This window comes from Nocardia thailandica NBRC 100428 (assembly GCF_000308795.1).
Taxonomy (GTDB): domain Bacteria; phylum Actinomycetota; class Actinomycetes; order Mycobacteriales; family Mycobacteriaceae; genus Nocardia; species Nocardia thailandica.
Genome location: NZ_BAGK01000190.1, coordinates 1 through 20,119 on the forward strand (window position 1 = coordinate 1; position 20,119 = coordinate 20,119).

A 20,119-nucleotide genomic window follows, 5' to 3' on the forward strand; every position below is an offset into this window, starting at 1 on the left:
CGCCACGGCGGTCGCGGCGGGCACCGGCGGCGGGCACGCCCCGGCCTCCCGCGCGGTGCCGCTTGGCCCCCAGACCGAGGTGGACGCGGTGTCCTGGGGCGCCTACACCTACATCGCCCGCGCCTTCCCCGAACTGCTACCCGCCTCCCAGTTCGGCACCGGCTATCAGGAGATCTTCGGATGCAGGCCGGTCGACGAGAACGGCAAGGACCTCCCGGTCGACGTCTTCGTCCCGCGGGGCCGGATCTACTGCATCGGCAACCGGGAACCGGCGCTGGTGGTCGAGGTGGTGTGCAATGCCGACCGCTCGGCGATCGCGCCGCCGGCGACCATCGACAAGGCCGAGGGCGACGAGCGCTGGACCCGTCCGTCGGGCACCGGGAACCTGCACTGGGGCACCGAACCCGGCTACACCAGGATTCCCGATCGCGGCAAGCTGCGGGTGTACTTCGACGACCCCGGCAGGCGATTCTGCTACGTCATGGTCACCGGCGCGTCGAACGGGGCGGAACTGCGGGCCGGCTGGTGGACGGAGGCGCCGCTGTGAGACTCGGCCCCCTCGCCGCGGCACTGGGTGCCGCGGTCCTCGTCCTGTCCGGCTGCGCGGCGGCCGGCAACCCCGCGCCCGCACCGGATCCCGACACCCTCGACGTCGGCCCCTACAGCAGGCTCCCGCTGCTCGCACCCGACCACGGCACCGCCTACCAGAGCCGGATCCTGGAATCGGCCCGGATGGCCGAGGTCATGATCGTGCCGACCATGGCGGATCCGGAACTGCGCGTGCCCATCCGCACCCCGCGCGCGGTGCCCCTGCCGACACCGGGCAAGGCGACCACCCTGCTGGCCGACGCGGTCCGGCCCGTCCTCGAACGCCACGGCATGCTGGCCGGTTTCAGCGCGGGCGCGGCGGACCGCGCCGGGGACGGCGCGATCGGCGAGTCCCGGCTGCTGCAGATCGTGCTGCTGCGCTTCCCCGACCCGGCGGCCGCCCGCGCGGCCGCGGCGGAGATCGACGCCGTCGACGCCGCGCAGAACCCGGACAACGTCGCGGTGACCATCCCCGGGCATCCGGACGCGCACGCGCACCGGCGGCCCGCGGTGCCGACGCTGGCGGCCACGGTGGCCCGCGGCGCGTTCGTGGTGAGCGCCCTCGTCGCGCACACCGCGCCGGACCTCGAGGCCCTGACGTCCCTGACCCGCCGGGCCTTCGACGCGCAACTGCCCCAGCTGGACGGCTTCGCCGCCACCCCGGCCGACCGGTTCGGCGAGCTGGCGTTCGACCGGGACGGCATGCTGGGCCGGATGGTGCCCGAGGCGCCGGGGCGCTGGCCGTTCCCGGTGGTGATCCAGGGCGACTCGGCGGCGAACGCGGGCTGGGGGACCTTCGTCTCGGCCCGCGGCCTCGTCTACGGGCCGCGCGGGATCGAGCACCTCCTCGGCCGCCTCGAGCCGCCGGCCGAGGCGATGTCGGTCAACCGGTTCGACATGCTCCTGCGCTTCGCCGACGCGGCGGCGGCGCGCCGATACCAGGGCGGGATGACGGTCCGGGAGGGCAGCGAGGTCGTCCCCGGGCCGTCCGGGCTGGTCGACGTCCGCTGCACCGAGAGCCTGCGGTCCCAGTCCCCGATGACCAGGTTCGGCTGCGTCCTCCGGCACGGCCGCTACATCGCGTCGGTGTTCAGCCGGGACTACCGGGACGTGCAGCAACGGGCCGCGGCGCAGTACGCGCTGCTGGTGAACAGCGGGTAGGCGCATGGTCGACGAACTCACCCCCGGTACGGATTTCGCCGGCTATCGCATCGAGCGCACGCTCGGGCACGGCGGCATGGGCACGGTGTACCTGGCCTGGCATCCCCGGCTGCCGCGCCGGGACGCGCTCAAGGTCCTGCCCGACAACGCAGGCGCCGCCGAGGAATTCCGCGCGCGCTTCCTGCGGGAGGCGGAACTGGCCGCGCGCCTCGACCATCCGAACGTCGTCGCCGTGCACGACCGGGGCGCGCGGGACGGCAGGCTGTGGATCGCGATGGAGTACGTGCCGGGCTCCGACGCGGCCCGGCTCCTGCGGGCGGGACCACCGGACCCGGACCGCGCGGTGCACATCGTCGGGGAAGCGGCACGCGGCCTGGACGAGGCGCATCGCCACGGCTTGCTGCACCGGGACGTGAAACCGGCGAACATCCTGGTCGAGCCGCAGGACGACGCGCCGGACCGCGTGCTGATCGCCGACTTCGGCCTCGCCCGCGCCGCCGGTGACGGCACCGCGCTCACCGAGATCGGCGCGGTCCTCGGCACCCTCGCCTACACCGCCCCCGAACTGCTGACCGAGCGGCGGGCCGATCACCGCGCCGACGTGTACTCGCTCGGCTGCACGCTGTTCCAGTTGCTCACCGGCACAACGCCGTTCCCCCGCGAGTCGGTGGCGGCGGTCATGCACGCCCACCTGTTCGCGCCGCCGCCGCGCCCGAGCGAGTTGCGCCCCGGGCTGCCCGCCGCGATCGACGCCGTGATCGCCCGCGCCCTCGCCAAGGACCCGGACGCCCGCTACTCCTCCTGCGGCGCGCTGGCCGCCGCGACCGCGCACGCCTTCGGCGGCCCCGAGGAGCACACCGCGTTCGCCCCGCGCCGGACCGGCGGGTCCGGCACCGTTCCGCCGCCACCACATTCGGCGGCGTCCGCGCCTTCGTACCCCCACACGACAGCCGTCTCGGCGTCAGCACCTGCGGCAGACACCCTGCCGGCGCCCCCACCCGCGACATCGACTGCGCCACCGTCATCCTCGGCCCCCGCGCCGGCGCCACCTCATGCGGCGGTCGACACGCCACCGGCGACGCAGGCGGCGACCGCGCCACCATCCCCGCACACGGCAACCGCGTCGCGGCTGGCTCGACATCCGGCAACCGCCACGCCTCCGCCCCCACACGCGGCGTCCACCTTCGCGCCGTCTTCCCCTGCGGAGGCCGGGGCGCAGCCATCTCCGCGCGCGGCAGTCGACACGACACCAGCGACGCATACCGCCGCGACCGCGCCCCCACACGCGCCAGCCGACACGCCATCGCCTTCGCATGGGACAGCTGACGCGCCACCGTCCCTTCATGTGGCAGCCGATGCGCCGCCATCCCGCCCTGCGGCAGCCGCGGCGCTGCCGTCTCCGCGCGCGGCAGCCGACACGACACCAGCGACGCATACCGCCGCGACCGCGCCCCCACACGCGCCGGCCGCCGCGTCGGCGTCTCCGCACGCGCCGGCCGACACACCCGCGTCGCCACACGCGGCAGCGACCACACCACTGCCCTCGCACGCGGCAGTCGACGGGCCGCCGTCCTCGCGTGCGACAGCCGCCGCGCCTTCGTCCCCGGATACCGCGTCCGTCACGGCACCGTCCCCGGACACCGCGTCCGCCACGGCACCGTCCCCGCAGGCAGCCGCCTCGCCGCCGTCGCCTCCCCAGGCGGCAGCCGTGCCGTCAGCGTCGCACTATGTGGCGGGCTCGGCACCGCCGTCTCCGCACGCGGCGACCTCGCCGTCATCGTCGCCCCGAGTGGCAGGCGCGGCACCGCCGGCTCCGCACGCGGCCGCCGCGCCGTCATCGTCACCCGCCTCGGCGCCACCTTTTCCGCACGAGGCGGTCGGCACGCCGTCGTCGCCCCCTGCGGGAGCCACCGCGCGGCCGGTCCCGTCCAGGGCATCGGATGCGCCGGCGGTCCCCCGTGCGGCCTCCGGTTCGCCCGGCGGCCCCGCGACGACCGAGCTCGGTCCGGCCGCTCGCGCGGCGGCGTCGCCCGTGCGGCGCGGCGGCGGGTGGCGGGAAGGACTGCGGACGCCGGTGTCGCGCCGGTTCGTCGCCGTCGCGGCGGCGGTCCTCGCGGTGGTCGTCGGGGTGACCGCGGCGGTGGTGTGGCCGCGCGACACAGCGACGCCCGTCGCGAAACCGCCGGACCCGGTCGGCGCACTGACCTGGGGCCGCTACGCGTTCATCGCCGAGGCGCTGCCCGGCCTGCTGCCGCCGACGCCCGTGCGCACGGGGTACCAGGGCCTGCGGTGCGCCGCGCTGACCGACGACAACAAGGAGGCCGACCTGCAGCGGCTGCCGACGACCGTGGCCCGGATGCGGTGCACCGGTGACACGAATCCGGTGCGCGACGTGGTCATCGACTGTTCGACCAACCGGACCCCCTTCTACCTCGTCGACGAAGAGGGCGTCGTGCTGCTCGGGGATCAGCGATGGCAGCGCGGTTCCGGGCGCGGCCGGATCACCTGGGCGGACTCGACCAGCTTCACCGGGCCGGTCGGCCTCATCGGCCTGCAGTTCGACGAACCGACCCGCAATTTCTGCATGGTCGTGGTGATCGGCGGCAGCTCCGGCCAGGACCTCTACGACCGGTGGTGGCCGAATGCGCCGTTCTGACCGAGGAGGAGGCCGGTGACGATCGAGGAGGGCTCGGACTTCGCCGGATACCGCGTCGAGCGCAGGCTGGGCGCGGGCGGCATGGGCGAGGTGTACCTGGCGCGGCACCCGCGGCTGCCGCGGCACGACGCGCTGAAGATCCTGTCCGTCCGGCACGCGGGCGACGCCGGGTTCCGGGCGGGGTTCCTGCGGGAGGCCGAGGTCGCCGTCCGGCTCCAGCACCCGAACGTGGTGGCGGTGCGCGACCGCGGCGAGCACGACGGCCGCCTGTGGATCGCCATGCAGTACGTCGGCGGCGGGGACGTCGCCGCGCTGATCCGCCGTGCGGGCGCGGTACCGGTCGAGCGCGCGGTCCGGATCATCGCCGAGGCCGCGGAGGGACTCGACGAGATCCACCGGGTCGGGTTGCAGCACCGCGACGTCAAACCGGCCAACCTGCTGCTGGCCGAGGAACCCGGGCAACCGGACCGGGTGCTCGTCACCGACTTCGGGATCGCCCGCCCGGCCGAGGCGGCGGCCGACGGCGACGGCGGGTTCACCGCCACGCTGGCCTACGCCGCGCCGGAGGTCGTCAACGGCGACCGGGTCGATCACCGGGCCGACGTGTACTCGCTCGGCTGCACGCTGTACCAGCTGCTCACCGGCACGGTGCCGTTCCCGCGCAGCAGCCCGGCGGCGGTGATGTACGCGCACCTGCACGAGGACGCCGCGCCGCCGTCGCGCGCGAACGACGCGGTCCCCGCCGCCGTGGACGCGGTCGTGGCGCGGGCGCTGGCCAAGGACCCGGCCGACCGGTACCAGAGCTGCGGGGAGCTGGCAGGCGCGCTGGCCGCGGCCGTGGCGGGCCCGGCGGCGCCCGCGCCCCGCCGGTCGCGTCGGATCGCGGCCTGGTCGGCGGCCGCCGCGGTCGTGCTCGTCGCCGTGGCGCTCACCCTCGTCCTCGGCGCGGGCGACGGCGAGCCGGCGACGAGCGCCGCCCGGACCCCCGTCGCGACCAACTCCGCGGCGTGGGGCGCGGTGGCCTTCGTCGCCGAGGCGTTTCCCGGGCTGCTGCCGGTCGCGCCGACCGCGGTCGGCTACCAGGAGCTCAACACCTGCCTGCGCACCGACCAGGACAGCCAGTTCGTGCCCTTCGACCAGGTCGTCGCCGTCGGTGGCGTGGTGTGCGTCGGCAACCGGGAACCGGCCGACATCGTGCTCATCGCCTGCAACACCGACCGCACCCCGATCGCCGCGTGGAAGCCGATGATCCAGATCGAGGGAGAGGAACGGTGGACCCGCGGCGGCGCGACCGGACGGGTCCGATGGGGCACCGTCCACGGGGAGGACGGGCTGAGCACCGGGCGCCTCGACGTCACCTTCGACGCCCCGGCCCGCAACTTCTGCCGCCTGCGGGTGGGCGGGGGCAAGTCCGGCACCGTGCTCAGGGAACAGTGGTGGCCCGATGCGCCGCTCTGACGGGAGGACGACGGCACCGAGGGGCGGCCGGATCCGCGCGGTCGTCGTGGCGGCCGCCGCGCTCGGCGTGCTGCTGTCGGGGTGCGTGCGCGCGGGAGTGCCCCACCCACAGCACCTGGACCCGTCGACCCTCGACGTGGGCGCGAACAGCATCGACCCGCTGACCCCGCCCGCCGGGACCGAGCAGGACGGGCGGGTCCTCGAATCGGTGCGCATGGGCGAGGCGATCATCGACCCGGCCGAGGTCGACCCGACGCTGACCAGGGACGTGGCGAACCGGACGGCGCCCGTCCCGAGCCCCGTGAAGGCGGCGGGCATCCTCGCCGAACCGGTCCGCGAGGTCCTCGAATCGCACGGCATGCTGGCCGGATACGTCGTCAGCGGCACCGACGTCGAGAACCGGGACTCCTCGCTGCCCGCCCCGGGCAGCGCGCGACTGCTCAGCGTCCTGCTGCTGCGGTTCCCCGACGCGCAGGCCGCCCAGCTCGCCGCCCGGCAGATGGACGCGACCGACGCGGCGGTCAGTCCCGACAACGTCGCGGTGCGGCTCGCGGAGTATCCGGCGGCGTTCGCGCACTGGCGCCCCGGCGTGCCGACCATGGCGGCCACGATCGCCGACGGGCCGTTCGTGGTCAGCGTGCTCGCCGGCCACACCGCCGCCGACCAGGCGCTGCTCGCAGGCACGGTGCGCGCGGCCGTCGACCGGCAGCTCCCCCGGCTGCGCGCGTTCGTCCCGACCGCGCGCGACCGGATCGCCGACCTGCCCCTGGACCAGGACGGCATGATCGCGCGGCTGATCCCCTACGGCGCGGGCCACTGGCCGCGCCCGTCGGTGGTCGCCATGGACTCGGGACCGCTGGCGGGCTGGTCGGCGAGCCTGCGGATCAGCGGCATCGTGCTCGGTCCGCGCGCGACCCGGCTGCTGAAGAACCTCGAGCTCCCCGACACCATCGAGCGGATCGCGATGAACGGCTACAACCGGCTCGAACGCTATCCGGACGCGGTCGCCGCGCGCCGGGCCTTCCTCGCCGCCCAGGCCGACTTCCCCGAACCGCAGCGCGCGGCCGCGACACCGGCGGGCGTGCCGGACGTCTACTGCCGCACGGGCGTCGCCGTGCAGCCGCAGCTGCCGATCCAGGTCCGCTGCCAGGTGCTCTACGGCCGGTATGTGGCCTCGGTGGTCGGCCTGAACCTCACCGACGCCCAGCAGCGGTCCGCCGCCCAGTACGCGGTGCTGGTGCGCGGTGCCTAGCCGCACGCTGCCGCCGGGCACGATCTTCGCCGGCTACCGGATCGAGCGGGTGCTGGGCAGCGGCGGCATGGGCACGGTGTACGTGGCCGCCCATCCCCGGCTGCCGCGCCGCGACGCGCTGAAGGTGCTCTCGGCGGAGTACGGCGCCGATCCCGAGTTCCGGGCGCGGTTCGTCCGCGAGGCCGAGCTCGCCGCCCGGCTCGACCATCCCGAGATCGTCGGCGTCTACGACCGGGGCGTGACCGACGGACGGCTGTGGATCGCGATGCGCTTCGTCGACGGGCCGGACGCCGCCACGGTGATCCGCACGGCGCCGCCGAGCCCGGAGCGGGCGCTGCACATCGTGGCGGCGGTGGCGCGCGGACTCGACCACGCGCACCGCGCGGGCCTGCTGCACCGTGACGTCAAACCCGCCAACATCCTGCTCGAGCCCGTGCCGGGCAGACCGGACCGGGTCGCGCTCACCGACTTCGGCATCGCCAAGGCCGTGGCCGCGACCACCGCGCTCACCCAGGCGGGTTCGGTGCTGGCGACCGTCGCCTACGCCGCTCCGGAACAGCTCGCCGGCGGGCCGGTCGACCACCGCGCCGACGTCTACGCCCTCGGCTGCACCCTCTACGAGCTGCTGACGGGGGCCAAGCCCTTCCCGCGCGCCACCCCCGAGGCGGTGATCGCGGCCCACCTGCACGAGCCGCCGCCCCGGCCGACCGCGCTGGTCCGTGACCTGCCCCGCGCGATCGACGCCGTGGTCGCGCGGTCGATGGCCAAGGATCCCGGCGACCGGTACCCGGACTGCGGCGCACTCGCGGCGGCGGCCGCCCTCGCCTTCGACGGCCAGGGCGCCGCGGCCGGTTCCCCCGCGCCGCGCCGCCGCCGGATCCGGCTCGGGCTCGCCGCGGCGGTGGCGACGGGCCTGATCGCGGCCGGTGCCGTCCTGTACGACCGCGACGCCGCGCCCGCGGCGGGCGGGCAGCCCGCCGCGACCGGTCCGGCCGACCCGAACGCGTGGGCGGCACACCAGTGGCTGGTCGACCTGTTCCCCGCGCTGCTGCCCCGCGACCAGGCCGCGGCCGGCTATCAGAACCTGCGCTGCCTGCCGGTCGACGGCAGCCAGCAGCCCATCGACGCGACCGAGACCAGGGACGCGCTCAACGCCCTGGCCTGTAACGGCGATCAGTCACCGGTGTACCGGCTGGTCGTGCGGTGCGGGCTCGGCGAACCGGTCGTGCGGTTCGCCCCGAGCGAAGGGGCGCGCGAGGTCGGTCAGGAGGACTGGCAGAAGCCCTCCGGCAAGGGACGGATCAGCTGGTACGACGCCGTCACGGTGCACGGGGCCGCGGGCGAACTGCTGCTGCGCTTCGACGATCCCGCGCGCGCGAACTGCACGCTGGGCGTGACCGGCGGCACCTCGGGCGGCCAGCTGTACGACACGTGGTGGCGCGACGCTCCGGTGTGAGACGCGCCACAGCCCGTTCCGGGGCGGTGAATCCGGACCGGTCGCCCCGTCCTCCTGAGCGAGCCCGTCCCGAAGGAGTACCCATGACCACCACCCGCGGCCCCGTGTCCTACTTCCCGGCCATCGAGGAGAAGTACGGCAGGCCCGTCGCCGAATGGCTTGCCGTGCTGGCCGACTCGGGGCTCGGCAAGCAGGGCGAACTGGTCGCCCTGCTGAAGAACGACCACGCCGTGGGGCACGGTCACGCCACGGCGCTCGCCGCCTACCACCTGCATCCGGAGAAGTGGGCCCGCTGACCCGGCGGCGGCGCGCGCCACCGGTCGCTCGGTTCATCCGCGCGCGGCACGGCGTGCCAGTCGGTATCGTCACCTGGCGCGAGTTCGCGGGTGGTGAGGAGTCGATGTGCGGCGGACAGGCCTTTCGCTGGCCGGCCAGGCGTTCGTCTGGCAGCTCGTCGTGCTCGCGCTGATGATCGGCGCGGGCACCGCGTTGGCCGTGCTCGACGCCCGCCACGACAACGACCGCACCGTCGAACACCAGGTGCGCGACGTGGCCGTCAGCGTGGCCAGGGCGCCGTCCACGGTCGACGCGGTGCAGTCGCCGGATCCGACCGCGGCGCTGCAACCGGTCACCGAGTCCATCCGGCGCGACACGGGGATGGACTTCATCGTGGTCATGGCGCCGGACCGCACCCGGTTCACCCACACCAATCCCCAGCAGATCGGCCAGCCCTTCAGCGGCAGCATCGACCGGGCGCTGTCCGGGGAGACCTTCACCGAGACGTTCACCGGGTCGCTGGGGTCCTCGATCCGCGCGGTCACCCCGGTCTACGGGGACGACGACGGCGTGGTCGCGCTGGTCGCGGCCGGGGTCACCCGGGCCAGGATCAGCGATCAGCTCGCCGGCCAGCTCCCGCTCATCCTGACCGTCGGCGCGGCGGGCCTCGCCCTCGCGAGCGGCTCGTCATTCCTGCTCAGCCGCCGGCTGCGCCGCCAGACCCACGGCCTCGCCCCGGCCGAGCTGCGCGCGCTCTACGAACACCACGACGCGGTGCTGCACTCGGTGCACGAGGGCCTGGTGGTCTTCGGGCGCGGCTCGGACGCGGCCGAGGTGGTCAACGATCAGGCGCGGCTGCTGCTCGACCTGCCCGCCGGGCCCGTCCGCCGGGCGGACCTGCCGCTGTCGATCCGGCGGCTGCGGCCGGGCGCGGTCGTCCGCGACGAAACCCACGTCACCACCGAACGGGTGCTGCTGGTCAACCAGGACGTGGTCACCTGGGAGGGCCGACCGGTCGGCACCGTGCTGACCCTGCGCGACCAGACCGAGCTGCGCGACGTGCTCGGCGAGCTGGACTCGGTGCGCCGTTTCGCCGAGTCGCTGCGCGCCCAGGCGCACGAGGCGGCCAACCGGCTGCACACGGTGGTCACCATGGTCGAGCTGGGCCGGCCGGCCGAGGCGGTCTCCTTCGCCACCGCCGAGCTGGAGCTGTCCCAGGCCCTGATCGACCGGCTGCTCTCGGCCGTCGAGGACCCCGCCCTCGCCGCGCTGCTGCTCGGCAAGATCAATCAGGCCGCCGAACGCGGCGTCGCGCTCACCGTCACCGCCGACACCGCGCTGGATTCCACCGCGCCGCTGTCGGCCCACGAGGCGGTGACCCTGGTGGGCAATCTCGTCGACAACGCGATCGACGCCGCCGCGCGCAGCGCCGACCGCACGGTCACGGTGACCGTGCGCCAGGAGGACACGCACCTGCTCGTCCGGGTCGCCGACAGCGGGCCCGGGATGTCCCCGGCGGTCTTCGCGCGCGCCGCCGAGCGCGGCTACACCACCAAGTCCGATCACGCCGGCCTCGGGTTGGCCCTGGTCCACCGGCTGATCGACCGGTACGACGGCACCATCACCACCACGGCGGCTCCGCACAGCGCGGTGACCGTCCGTATTCCCCGCAAGGAGGACATCGCGTGAGCCAGCGGCTGCGACGGAACGACCGGCCCGGCGCCCCGGCGCGCGGGAACGGGACGAGCGCGGGCGAGGTGGCCGAGTGACCGGCAGCATCCGGGTGCTCATCGTCGAGGACGAACCGCTCATCGCCCAGGCGCACGCGGCCTATGTCGAGCGGATCGCGGGGTTCGAGCCGGAGGCCGTCGCGCACACCGGCCGCGACGCGCTGCGGCTGGCCGCCGACGCCGCCGCCGCGGGCAGCCCGTTCGACCTCGTGCTGCTCGACCTCGGCCTGCCCGACATGACCGGCCTCGAGGTGGCGGCCGCGCTCGGCGCGCACGCCGTGCGCCCGGACATCATCGCCATCACCTCCGCGCGGGAACTGGCCATGGTGCGCAACGCCGTCGCGCACGGCGTGGTGCTGTATCTGCTCAAGCCGTTCACGTTCTCCGCCTTCCGCGACAAGCTCGAGCGCTACCGCGACTTCGCCACCGCCCTGCCCGAGGGCGAGGCGGCGCTGTCGCAGTACGACATCGACCGGGCCCTCGGCGCGCTGCGGACCACCGATCAGCGGGTGCTGGTGCCCAAGGGCGTCGTGCAGCACACCCTGGAGGAGATGTCGCGGGTGGTGCGCACCGCCGAGGCGGGCATCACCGCCACCGACGCGGCCGCCGCCGTCGGCGTCTCCCGGATCACCGCCTGGCGGTATCTGGAGAAGCTCGCCGACGACGGCCTGGCCGAGCGCCGCGCCGACTACGGCCGGGCGGGCAGGCCCAAGACCCGCTACCTGTGGCGGAGCAGGGCCGAGGGCGCTCAGCCGACCGGCTGAGGAACCGACGCGTCGCGCCCGAGCCGCACCGGCAGGTGCTCGAAACCGTGCAGGGTGAACAGTTTCCGGCGCCGCGGCGCGCCCTCGACGCGCAGGTCGGGGAAGCGGGTGTACAGCGCGCGCAACGCGTGTTCGGCCTCCATCCTGGCCAGGCTCGCGCCGAGGCAGGCGTGCACCCCGTTGCTGAATCCCAGGTGTTCCCTGGCGTTGTCGCGGGTGACGTCGAAGCGGTCGGGCTCGGCGAACACGGCCGGATCGCGGTTGGCGCCCGCCAGCGACAGGATGATCGTCGAGTCCGCGCCCACCCGGACGCCGCCGATCTCCACCGGCTCCATGGCCCGGCGCGCGGTGGTCTGCACCGGCGGGTCGAACCGCATGGTCTCCTCGACCGCGTTGCGCCACAGGTCGGGGTCCTCGCGCAGCAGCGCCCGCTGGTCCGGGCGCGCCGACAGCGCCGCCACCGCGTTGCCGATCAGATTGACCGTGGTCTCGAAGCCCGCGCCCATCAGCAGGCTCGCGTTGGCGAGCAGTTCGTCGGTGGTGAGGTCGTTCTCGGTGACCACCGTGGACAGGATGTCCTCGCCGGGTGCGCGGCGCAGCTTCTCGATGTGGGCGGTGAGGTAGGCGTTCATCGGTTCGATGGCCCGCATGGCCCGCCGGTAGGAGCCCCAGCCGATGCCGATGTCGAGCAGCGGGGTGATGTTGTCGCCCCACCGCAGGAACAGGTCGCGGTCGGCCTGGGGGAAGCCGAGCATCTCGGCGATGATGGCGATGGGCAGGCGCGCGGCGTAGTCGCCGATCAGGTCGGCGGTCGGCGCGGCGGCCATCCCGTCGAGCAGTTCCTCGGTGACCGACTCCACCCGGTCGCGCAGCCGGGCGATGGCGCGCGGGGTGAAGGCCGAGGAGACCGGCTTGCGCATGCGTGTGTGCTCCGGCGCGTCGATGACCAGCATCGACGGCGCCTCGACCGGGTTGGGCGGGACGACGACGCTCTCGGCCCGGCTCCGCAGGAACCGCGGCGCCTCCGGCGGCACCGGCATCCGGACGCCGAACCGGTTGTCGCGCAGGATCGTCCGGACCAGGCCGTGGTCGAAGGCGACCCACGACACCGGGGTGCGCACCAATCCGCCGTCGCCGCGCAGTGATTCGATCAGCGGGTACGGATCGTGCAGCCCCTCACGGCCGTTGAGCAGCCGGGCGAAGGGGTCGCGCCGCACGATGTGGGTCCGCAGCAGCAGGCGCGCCGCGCCGTGCTCGGCCACCCACCTCCACCAGTAGTCGGGTGCCATCGCTCCCCCTCGTCCGCTCGGAAGTGTCGTTCCCACCCTACGGACCGCCCACGTGACGGGGAACACACTCGAGACGGATCCCGCCTCCTACCGCGGTAGGAGGTCAGCGGCGGACGGTGACCCGTTCCGTGGTGACGCGATGGTCGACCGCCGCCGGGTCCTGGTTGACCACCTGCACCAGCGCGGCGCCCGCGGCGAGCACGGCCAGGTACCCGTCGACCAGTTCGGCGGCGGTGTCCCACGGGGTGGCCGAGAGCACCCGGTCGCCCTCGGAGATGCCCTGCGCCGAGGCCGAGCGGCGCGCGGCGGCGAGGACCTCGGCGACGCTGCCGCCGTCCAGGGCCGCGCCGGCGCCCGCGGGGAGGAACTGGTCGCCGTGTACCCGCACGGCGGTCGCGAAGTCGGTGACGCCCACCGGCACGTCGCGGACCGGGGTGCCCATGGCGTCCAGCGACAGCACCGCGACCTCGGGGTTGTCGGCGTCGTCGAGGGCGTCGGGGGTGACCAGGGCCAGGTCGGCGTCGGGATCGAGGCCGAGGACGACCTCGGTGCCCGCCCACCAGCAGCCGAGCAGGACCGCGGCGGTCTGCCAGTGCGCGGGCAGGGCGACCGCGACCCGCGCGCCGGGGCTGAGCGCGAACTCGTCGCGCAGCAGGTTGGCGGTCTTGGCCGCCCAGTTGGCCAGGGTCAGGCCCGAGAGTTCGATCCGGGCGCCGGTCGCGTCGTCGTACCAGGTGACGCGCGGTCCGGCCGGGTCGCGCTCCAGGATCGGATCGAGCAGGGCTTCGGTCAGGGTCGTGTTCAGCTCACGCATGGTTCAGTTCACGCATTTCGGTCCGTTCTGGCCTGCGTCGATCGGTGGGGCGGGCGGCACGGGCGTCGCTGTCGCCGCCGAGGTCGCACCGAAGTCGAACATCCCGGCGGCGGCCGAGCCCGGACCAGAATAATCGCTCGCCAGCACCACGCCGACGGTATCGGCGGACAGTGACGTATCGGCGACCACGCTGAGACCACCCAGTGCCTCGGCGACCGCCTTCGCTTTCGGATCGGCCGCGTCGGCGGCCAGCACCCGGCTCGACGACACCGAGCCTCCCGTGTAGTTCCCCACGAGTCCCTCGCGGAAACCCTTGCCGGTCAGCACGGCCGAGACCTTGCCCGCCAGGCCCGCGGTGCCGCCCGCGTTGAACACGCTCACCGTCACCGTCGACGGGTCGACCCGGGGCCCGTCGTCGCCCTTCTTCTCGTCGCCGACCAGGCCAGCCACGTAGTTGTGCACGGCCTTGCGGTCCACCCGCACCACCGACTCGCCGTCGGTGGTCATGCTGTTGAGGTCGGCGACCGGGATCGTCTCGAACTGCACGCGGCCGCCGGACAGGTCCTTGAGCTGCTGGAGGAAGGCCAGCACGTCCCAGTCCTCGTCCAGCACCACGGTGCGGCCGACCGCGTCGCTGATCTGCTGGAGTTTGCCGGGACTGCTGAGGGTCTTGGCGGTCAGCATCTGGCCGACCAGCTGGGCCATGAACACCTGCTGCCGCACGATCCGGTCCAGGTCGCCGCGGGGCAGGTCGTGGCGCTGGCGCACGAAGCTCAGCGCCTGCGGGCCGTCGAGGCGCTGGCGGCCCGCGGGGAAGTCCGCGCCCGACATCCATTCGTCGACGGCGTTGTTCAGGCACACCTCGACCCCGCCGACGGCGTCGGTGAGCAGCACGAAGCCGAGCAGGCTGACCTCGGCGTAGTGGTCGACCTTGATGCCGGTGAGGTCCGCGACCGAGCCGATGAGCGCCTTGCGGCCCGCCTGGGTGGACTCGCGTTCGGCGTCGGCCTCGGATCGGCCCTGGGCCAGCAGCTTGGCGCGCTGGGTCTCCTTGGTCGACCCGTAGGCGGAGTTGATCTTGGCCTTGCCCTGGCCGGGCACGTCGACGTAGGAGTCGCGGGGGATGGAGATCGCGGTGGCCGAGCGCCCGTCGTTGGGGACGCGGACCAGCACGATGGTGTCGGTGTTGGTGCCGACCTCGTCGCCGGCGTGCAGCATGGCCCGTTCGGCGCTGGTCAGCGGGTTGCCGTGCGCGTCGGTGCGCGAGTCGACGCCGACGAGCAGGATGTCGACCGCGCCGTCGGCGGTCCCGCCGAGGCCGAGGCCGCCGATGCGCTCGATGTTGGAGATCAGGCCGTCGACGCTGCGCCAGGCGAATCCGGTGAGGACCAGGACCAGCACAGCCGAGATCGCGACCATCAGTCTGACCGGGCTGACGGAACTCCTCGGCTGTGTCACGCTGCGCTCCCTCTCGACGAACCCGGCGCGGTGTGCGCGCCTTCCCCCGGCCGGACCACCGTCGGCAACCTCCGGCAAATCCACCAGCAGTATTGCCCGGCCCCGTCCCCACCAACCGGATGTGCACAGGCTAACCAACAGTTACCACGGACGCCCCCAACCGCAGGTGTTGCGGCGTGCCAGACTTGCCGCGTGCACGCCGAATCCCCCGCGCCCGCCCGCCTGCTCGTCACCGGCGCCCACGGCCTGCTGGGCCGCGAGATCCTGCGCCTGGCGCCGACGGCGATCGGACTCGGCCGCGCCGAACTCGACATCACCGATCGCGCCGCCGCGCGCGCCCTGCTGCGCGCGGGCGACGTCGTCGTCAACTGCGCGGCCTACACCGCCGTCGACGCCGCCGAGACCGATCGCGCCGCGGCGTTCGCCGTCAACGCCGACGGGCCCGCCGCCCTGGCGGACGCGTGCGCGGACACCGGCGCGCGGCTGATCCACCTCTCCACCGACTACGTCTTCCCCGGCACCGCGCAGCGTCCCTACGAGACCACCGACCCCACCGGCCCGGTCACCGTCTACGGCGCCTCGAAGCTGGCGGGCGAGCGGGCCGTGCTCGATCGCGCGCCCGCCGCGCACGTCGTGCGCACGGCCTGGGTGTATACCGGGGTGACCGGCGATTTCGTCGCCACCATGCGCCGGCTGGAGGCCACCCGCGACACGATCTCCGTCGTCGACGACCAGCGCGGCTCCCCCACCGCCGCACCGGATCTCGCCGCCGCGCTGCTCGACCTGGCCGCCCGCCCCGGCGCCCCGCGCCTGCTGCACGCCACCAACGCGGGCGAGGCCACCTGGTACGACCTGGCCCGCGCCGTGTTCATCGAACTCGGCGCCGACCCCGAGCGCGTCCACCCCTGCGACTCGGCCGCCTTCCCGAGACCCGCTCCGCGCCCGGCCTATTCGGTCCTCTCCCCCGCGAGCTGGATCGACGCGGGCCTGACCCCCCTGCGCCCGTGGCGGGAAGCACTGACCGCGACCCTGCGGCGGACCGCAGATCCCAGCGAACACGCCGGAAACCCGTAGTGCCACAAGCACCCCCACCACCCCGCGAGGCCCCGACACACCGCACACCGCGCCACCGACACCCACGCCATCGCGCACAGACCACCGAGGTGCGCACCCGGTCGCACGCCGCAGCACCCACACAGTTCGCCAACACCCGAGCGCCCGCACAGACCGACGACCCGAAGCACCCACACAAACCGACGACCCGAAGCACCCCGCCCAGGCCGACGCCACCGAAAGCGCCCCGCACAGGCCGACCCCGAGGAGGCCGCCCGCGCAGCGGGCGTCGCGCCCGTCCCGTCGAAAAGCGGAGCGAGACAAAGCGCCGAAGGCGCGAGTATCGCTCCGCTTTTCGACGGGACACAAGGGGGCGCGACCCGAGCGCGCCAGCGCTCCACCAACACAGCCCCCAGCGCTCCACCAACACACTTCGAGCGCGCCGGCGCTCCACGGACTAAGCTCGCCCGTCGTGAGCGCAGCCGACAATTCCGCACCCGCGAGCATCGCCGTCGTCACGGTGACCTACTCACCGGGCGAGCACCTGGAGCACTTCATCACCACGCTGGCGGACGCGACGAGTGAGAAGCCGCAGGTGATCCTGGCCGACAACGGGTCGACCGACGGCGTGCCGGAGCTGGTCGCGGACGCCAACGCGCACGTGACGCTGCTGCGCACCGGCGGCAACATCGGCTACGGCGGCGCCATCAACCGGGCGGTCGCCGAGATCGATCCCGCGATCGAGTTCGTGATCCTGGCCAATCCGGACATCCGCTGGGGTGTCGACTCGATCGACATCATGCTCGAGGCGGCGCGGCGCTGGCCGCGCGCGGGCGCGATCGGCCCGATGGTGCGCGAGCCCGACGGCAGCGTCTACCCCTCGGCGCGGCGGGTGCCCGGTCTGGCCGACGGCGCGGGCCACGCGATCCTCGGCTCGGTCTGGCCCGGCAACCCGTGGACGCGGCGCTACCGCCAGGAGAACGAGCAGGTCTCCGAGCGGGTGGTCGGCTGGCTGTCCGGTTCCTGCCTGCTGGTCCGGCGTGAGGCGTTCGACACCATCGACGGGTTCGATTCCCGCTACTTCATGTACATGGAGGACGTCGACTTCGGCGACCGCATGGGCCGGGCGGGCTGGCACAACGTGTTCGTGCCGGACGCCGAGGTCACCCACGCCAAGGGGCACGCCGCGGGCCGCAACCCCGAGCTCATGCTGCCCGCGCACCATGCGAGCGCCTACCGCTTCCAGGCCGACCGGCATCCGCACTGGTACCAGGCCCCGCTGCGGCTGGCGCTGCGTGCCGGACTTGCGGTGCGCTGCCGGATTGCGGTTCGATCGGCCCTGCGTGAGAAAGCGCGCACCGGCCAGTAGCGCCGGCCACCGACCCCAAGGAACTTACTGATGGCAGGGAATCCAGGCACCGACGCGGTCATCCTCGTCGGCGGACAGGGCACCCGGCTGCGGCCACTGACGCTCTCGGCGCCCAAGCCGATGCTGCCCACGGCCGGGCTGCCGTTCCTGACCCACCTGCTGGCCCGCATCGCCGAGGCCGGGATCACCCACGTCGTGCTCGGCACCTCCTTCAAGGCGGAGGTGTTCGAGGAGCACTTCGGCGACGGCGCCGACCTGGGTCTCGAGATCGAGTACGTGACCGAGACCGAGCCGCTGGGCACCGGCGGCGGCATCCGCAACGTGCTGCCCAAGCTGCGCGCGGACAACATCATGGTGTTCAACGGCGACGTGCTCGGCGGCACCGACCTGGGCGCGATCCTCGACACCCACGAGTCGACCAACGCCGATGTCACCCTGCATCTGGTCCGCGTCGGTGACCCGCGCGCCTTCGGCTGCGTGCCGACCGACGAGAACGGCCGGGTGACGGCGTTCCTGGAGAAGACCCAGGACCCGCCGACCGACCAGATCAACGCCGGTTGCTACGTGTTCCGCCGCGAGTACATCGAGAAGATCCCCACCGGCCGCCCGGTCTCGGTGGAGCGCGAGGTGTTCCCCGCGCTGCTGGCCGAGGGCGCGCACGTGCAGGGCCACGTCGACTCCTCGTACTGGCGCGACATGGGCACCCCCGAGGACTTCGTGCGCGGCTCGGCCGACCTGGTCCGCGGCATCGCCCCGTCGCCCGCCCTGCCCGGGCAGCGCGGCGAGTCCCTGGTCCATCAGGGGGCCGGTGTCGCCCCCGGTGCCCTGCTGATCGGCGGCACCGTGGTCGGCCGCGGCGCCGAGATCGGCGCGGGCGCGCGCCTGGACGGCGCGGTGATCTTCGACGGCGCCGTCGTGGAGGCGGGCGCCACCGTGGAACGCTCCATCGTCGGCTTCGGTGCCCGCATCGGCCCCCGCGCCCTGGTCCGCGACGGCGTCATCGGCGACGGCGCCAACATCGGCGCCCGCTGCGAACTCCTCCGCGGCGCCCGCGTCTGGCCCGGCGTCACCATCCCCGACGGCGGCATCCGCTTCTCCACCGACGTCTGACACGGCCGGTCGGCGACCCCGTCTCAGCTGAAGCCCACCGCCTGGTCGCCCCAGGCGGTGTGGAGGTCGGCGTCGGGGTTGTCGACCACGTGGTCGATGGCGTCGATGAGCAGGGTGGTGCGGGTCTCGGGGCGGTATTGGGGCCAGTGTTTCGAGCCGTCGAGGGCGGCGGGGACGCCGTGTTCGGCGAAGGCGAGCCAGCGGCGCTGGACGCGGCCGGAGACGGCGACGGCCACCTTGCGGCCGCCGAGCCAGAAGGTCGGGTCGACGTTGAGGGTGCCGAAATTGCCGAAGACGTACGGTAATTCGGTGGCGTGGCCCGCGCCGACGCGGGCGGCGCGCAGCATGGGCGTCGCGTAGTCGAAGCGGTACATCCAGGTCGGCGAGTGCTGGGCGTGCCCCTCGGCGACCCAGGCGGCGGGCATCCGGAAGGCCGCGTCGGTGGACATCGCGAGCGCTCCCCGGGTGGTGGCGAGATCCGGGTAGGCGGAGGTGATCTCGGCGATGCGTTCGGCGGCCATCTCCGGATGCGCGGCGGCGACGTCGCGGAGCATGGTGTTCACCGCGTCGGGGGTGACCGGCATGATCGGCGAGCGCAGCACCCGGAACAGCGATGCCTCGTCGCGGTTGGTGCCGATGAGCAGGGGGACCCGGTGCGAGAGCCCCCGCTGGAAGCGGTCGATGGGGAACTCCGGCAGCAGGTCGCCGTCGACGACGGGGGCGGCGGCGAGGCGGCCGGGTTCGTTGACCGGGATCTCGTCGAGCAGGACCCCGCCGACCTCGGCGAGCCGTTCGACGGGCAGGTCGAGCAGTTCGCCCGCGCGTTCGGGGGTGAGTTCCAGCAGTTCCAGATAGCGCAGCGCGATGCCCGCGGCCCGTTCCTGGCCGAAAACCGTGGTGGCGGGCGGACTCTGGGCGATGGCCTTGTGGAAAAGGCCCTCGGCGCGTGGGGAGGTCAGCAGGGCGGTGACGCAGCCCGCGCCGGAGGACTCCCCGAAGACGGTGACGTTGCCCGGGTCCCCGCCGAAGGCGGCGATGTTGTCGCGGACCCACTCCAGGGCGGCGATCTGGTCGTGCAACCCGAGGTTGGGCGTGAATTCCGGCCCGAGCGAGGACAGGTCGAGGAAGCCGAGCACGCCGAGGCGGTAGTTCACCGAGACCACGACCATGTCGCCGGTCTCGGCGAGTCTGCGCCCGTCGTAGATGGTCTGGGCCGCGGTGCCCAGGCAGTAGGCGCCGCCGTGCAGCCACACCATGACCGGCCGCGGTTCGGTGTCGGGGGCGGGCAGCCGGGGCGACCACACGTTCACCCACAGGCAGTCCTCGCCCATCTGCAGGTCCGAGTCGACGGGGACCATGGCCCCCATGGCCTGCGGGGCGATGTCGCCGAAGACCGCGCAGTCGCGCACGCCGTCCCACGGCTCGGGCGGGCGCGGCCGGGCGAAGCGGTGCTTGCCGCTGGGCGCGGCGGCGTAGGGAATGCTGCGCCACACCGCGATCGGGCCGTCCCAGATCCCGGCGACGCTGCCCGCCGCGGTGTGGGCGAGGGGTTCGGACTCCGCCGCGGACACGACGGGATCGGTTTCGGATCCGGTGCTCATGCCACACCTCCTGCGCCACGCGATCGGCAGGGGTTTCTGCGTGGTTGCTCCCACCGATCGCAGTACTCGAAAGACCTGACATCA

The 20,119-nt window shown here is 74.0% G+C and carries 15 protein-coding genes and 2 pseudogenes; 13 read left to right on the forward strand and 4 right to left on the reverse strand.

Features of this window, described 5'->3' with window-relative positions:
- The 10 genes and pseudogenes from ON36_RS21255 to ON36_RS21295 all read left to right on the forward strand — a co-directional run.
- Positions 1–547: pseudogene (locus tag ON36_RS21255) on the forward strand (hypothetical protein); the annotation flags it as partial.
- Positions 544–1,749: a DUF7373 family lipoprotein gene (locus ON36_RS21260; protein ID WP_157224968.1), complete on the forward strand. Its 1,206-nt coding sequence runs from the start codon at positions 544–546 to the stop codon at positions 1,747–1,749. The pseudogene ON36_RS21255 and the gene ON36_RS21260, both read left to right, overlap by 4 nt.
- Before the next feature lie 76 nt (positions 1,750–1,825).
- Positions 1,826–2,503: pseudogene (locus ON36_RS36325) on the forward strand (serine/threonine-protein kinase); the annotation flags it as partial.
- A 1,320-nt stretch (positions 2,504–3,823) separates the two neighbouring features.
- The gene (locus ON36_RS36330; protein ID WP_169334723.1) at positions 3,824–4,405 is read left to right on the forward strand and encodes a hypothetical protein; all 582 of its coding nucleotides are present in this window, start codon (positions 3,824–3,826) and stop codon (positions 4,403–4,405) included.
- A gap of 15 nt (positions 4,406–4,420) precedes the next feature.
- Positions 4,421–5,863, forward strand: coding sequence for a serine/threonine-protein kinase (locus tag ON36_RS21270; protein ID WP_043656482.1), 1,443 nt, complete (start codon positions 4,421–4,423; stop codon positions 5,861–5,863).
- On the forward strand, positions 5,850–7,115 hold the full coding sequence (locus ON36_RS21275) for a DUF7373 family lipoprotein (RefSeq protein WP_157224969.1): 1,266 nt from the start codon (positions 5,850–5,852) through the stop codon (positions 7,113–7,115). The genes ON36_RS21270 and ON36_RS21275 overlap by 14 nt, the downstream gene beginning before the upstream one ends.
- Positions 7,108–8,571: a serine/threonine-protein kinase gene (locus ON36_RS34245; protein ID WP_043656488.1), complete on the forward strand. Its 1,464-nt coding sequence runs from the start codon at positions 7,108–7,110 to the stop codon at positions 8,569–8,571. The genes ON36_RS21275 and ON36_RS34245 overlap by 8 nt, the downstream gene beginning before the upstream one ends.
- A gap of 83 nt (positions 8,572–8,654) precedes the next feature.
- A complete protein-coding gene (locus ON36_RS21285) occupies positions 8,655–8,867 on the forward strand; it encodes a DUF4287 domain-containing protein (RefSeq protein WP_043656491.1) in 213 nt (70 codons plus the stop codon).
- Between the two features lie 172 nt (positions 8,868–9,039).
- On the forward strand, positions 9,040–10,536 hold the full coding sequence (locus tag ON36_RS21290; RefSeq protein WP_083885290.1) for a sensor histidine kinase: 1,497 nt from the start codon (positions 9,040–9,042) through the stop codon (positions 10,534–10,536).
- A gap of 76 nt (positions 10,537–10,612) precedes the next feature.
- Complete coding sequence (locus ON36_RS21295) at positions 10,613–11,341, forward strand: response regulator (protein ID WP_245558150.1); 729 nt, start codon at positions 10,613–10,615, stop codon at positions 11,339–11,341.
- On the opposite strand, the gene ON36_RS21300 is transcribed toward ON36_RS21295, so the two are convergent.
- The 3 genes from ON36_RS21300 to ON36_RS21310 all read right to left on the reverse strand — a co-directional run bounded on the left by ON36_RS21300 (position 11,326) and on the right by ON36_RS21310 (position 14,863).
- Entirely contained in the window at positions 11,326–12,630 is a 1,305-nt protein-coding gene (locus tag ON36_RS21300; RefSeq protein ID WP_043656496.1) for a cytochrome P450, read from the reverse strand. The genes ON36_RS21295 and ON36_RS21300 overlap by 16 nt on opposite strands.
- Before the next feature lie 103 nt (positions 12,631–12,733).
- On the reverse strand, positions 12,734–13,444 hold the full coding sequence (locus tag ON36_RS21305) for a TIGR03089 family protein (protein ID WP_043656499.1): 711 nt from the start codon (positions 13,442–13,444) through the stop codon (positions 12,734–12,736).
- Positions 13,445–13,447: 3 nt separating this feature from the next.
- On the reverse strand, positions 13,448–14,863 hold the full coding sequence (locus tag ON36_RS21310) for an LCP family protein (protein ID WP_043656502.1): 1,416 nt from the start codon (positions 14,861–14,863) through the stop codon (positions 13,448–13,450).
- A gap of 231 nt (positions 14,864–15,094) precedes the next feature.
- Between ON36_RS21310 and rfbD the strand changes: the two genes are divergently transcribed.
- The 3 genes from rfbD (at position 15,095) to manB (ending at position 18,434) form a co-directional block, all read left to right on the forward strand.
- The gene (rfbD, locus tag ON36_RS21315) at positions 15,095–15,976 is read left to right on the forward strand and encodes a dTDP-4-dehydrorhamnose reductase (RefSeq protein WP_043656505.1); all 882 of its coding nucleotides are present in this window, start codon (positions 15,095–15,097) and stop codon (positions 15,974–15,976) included.
- A gap of 451 nt (positions 15,977–16,427) precedes the next feature.
- Complete coding sequence (locus tag ON36_RS21320; RefSeq protein ID WP_043656506.1) at positions 16,428–17,324, forward strand: glycosyltransferase family 2 protein; 897 nt, start codon at positions 16,428–16,430, stop codon at positions 17,322–17,324.
- Positions 17,325–17,354: 30 nt separating this feature from the next.
- Positions 17,355–18,434 carry a mannose-1-phosphate guanylyltransferase gene (manB, locus tag ON36_RS21325; protein WP_043656509.1) on the forward strand — a complete coding sequence of 360 codons (1,080 nt, stop codon included), beginning with the start codon at positions 17,355–17,357 and terminating at the stop codon, positions 18,432–18,434.
- 23 nt (positions 18,435–18,457) lie between these two features.
- Here manB and ON36_RS21330 read toward each other — a convergent pair whose 3' ends face one another.
- The gene (locus tag ON36_RS21330; protein ID WP_043656511.1) at positions 18,458–20,035 is read right to left on the reverse strand and encodes a carboxylesterase/lipase family protein; all 1,578 of its coding nucleotides are present in this window, start codon (positions 20,033–20,035) and stop codon (positions 18,458–18,460) included.
- Positions 20,036–20,119: the final 84 nt, after the last annotated feature.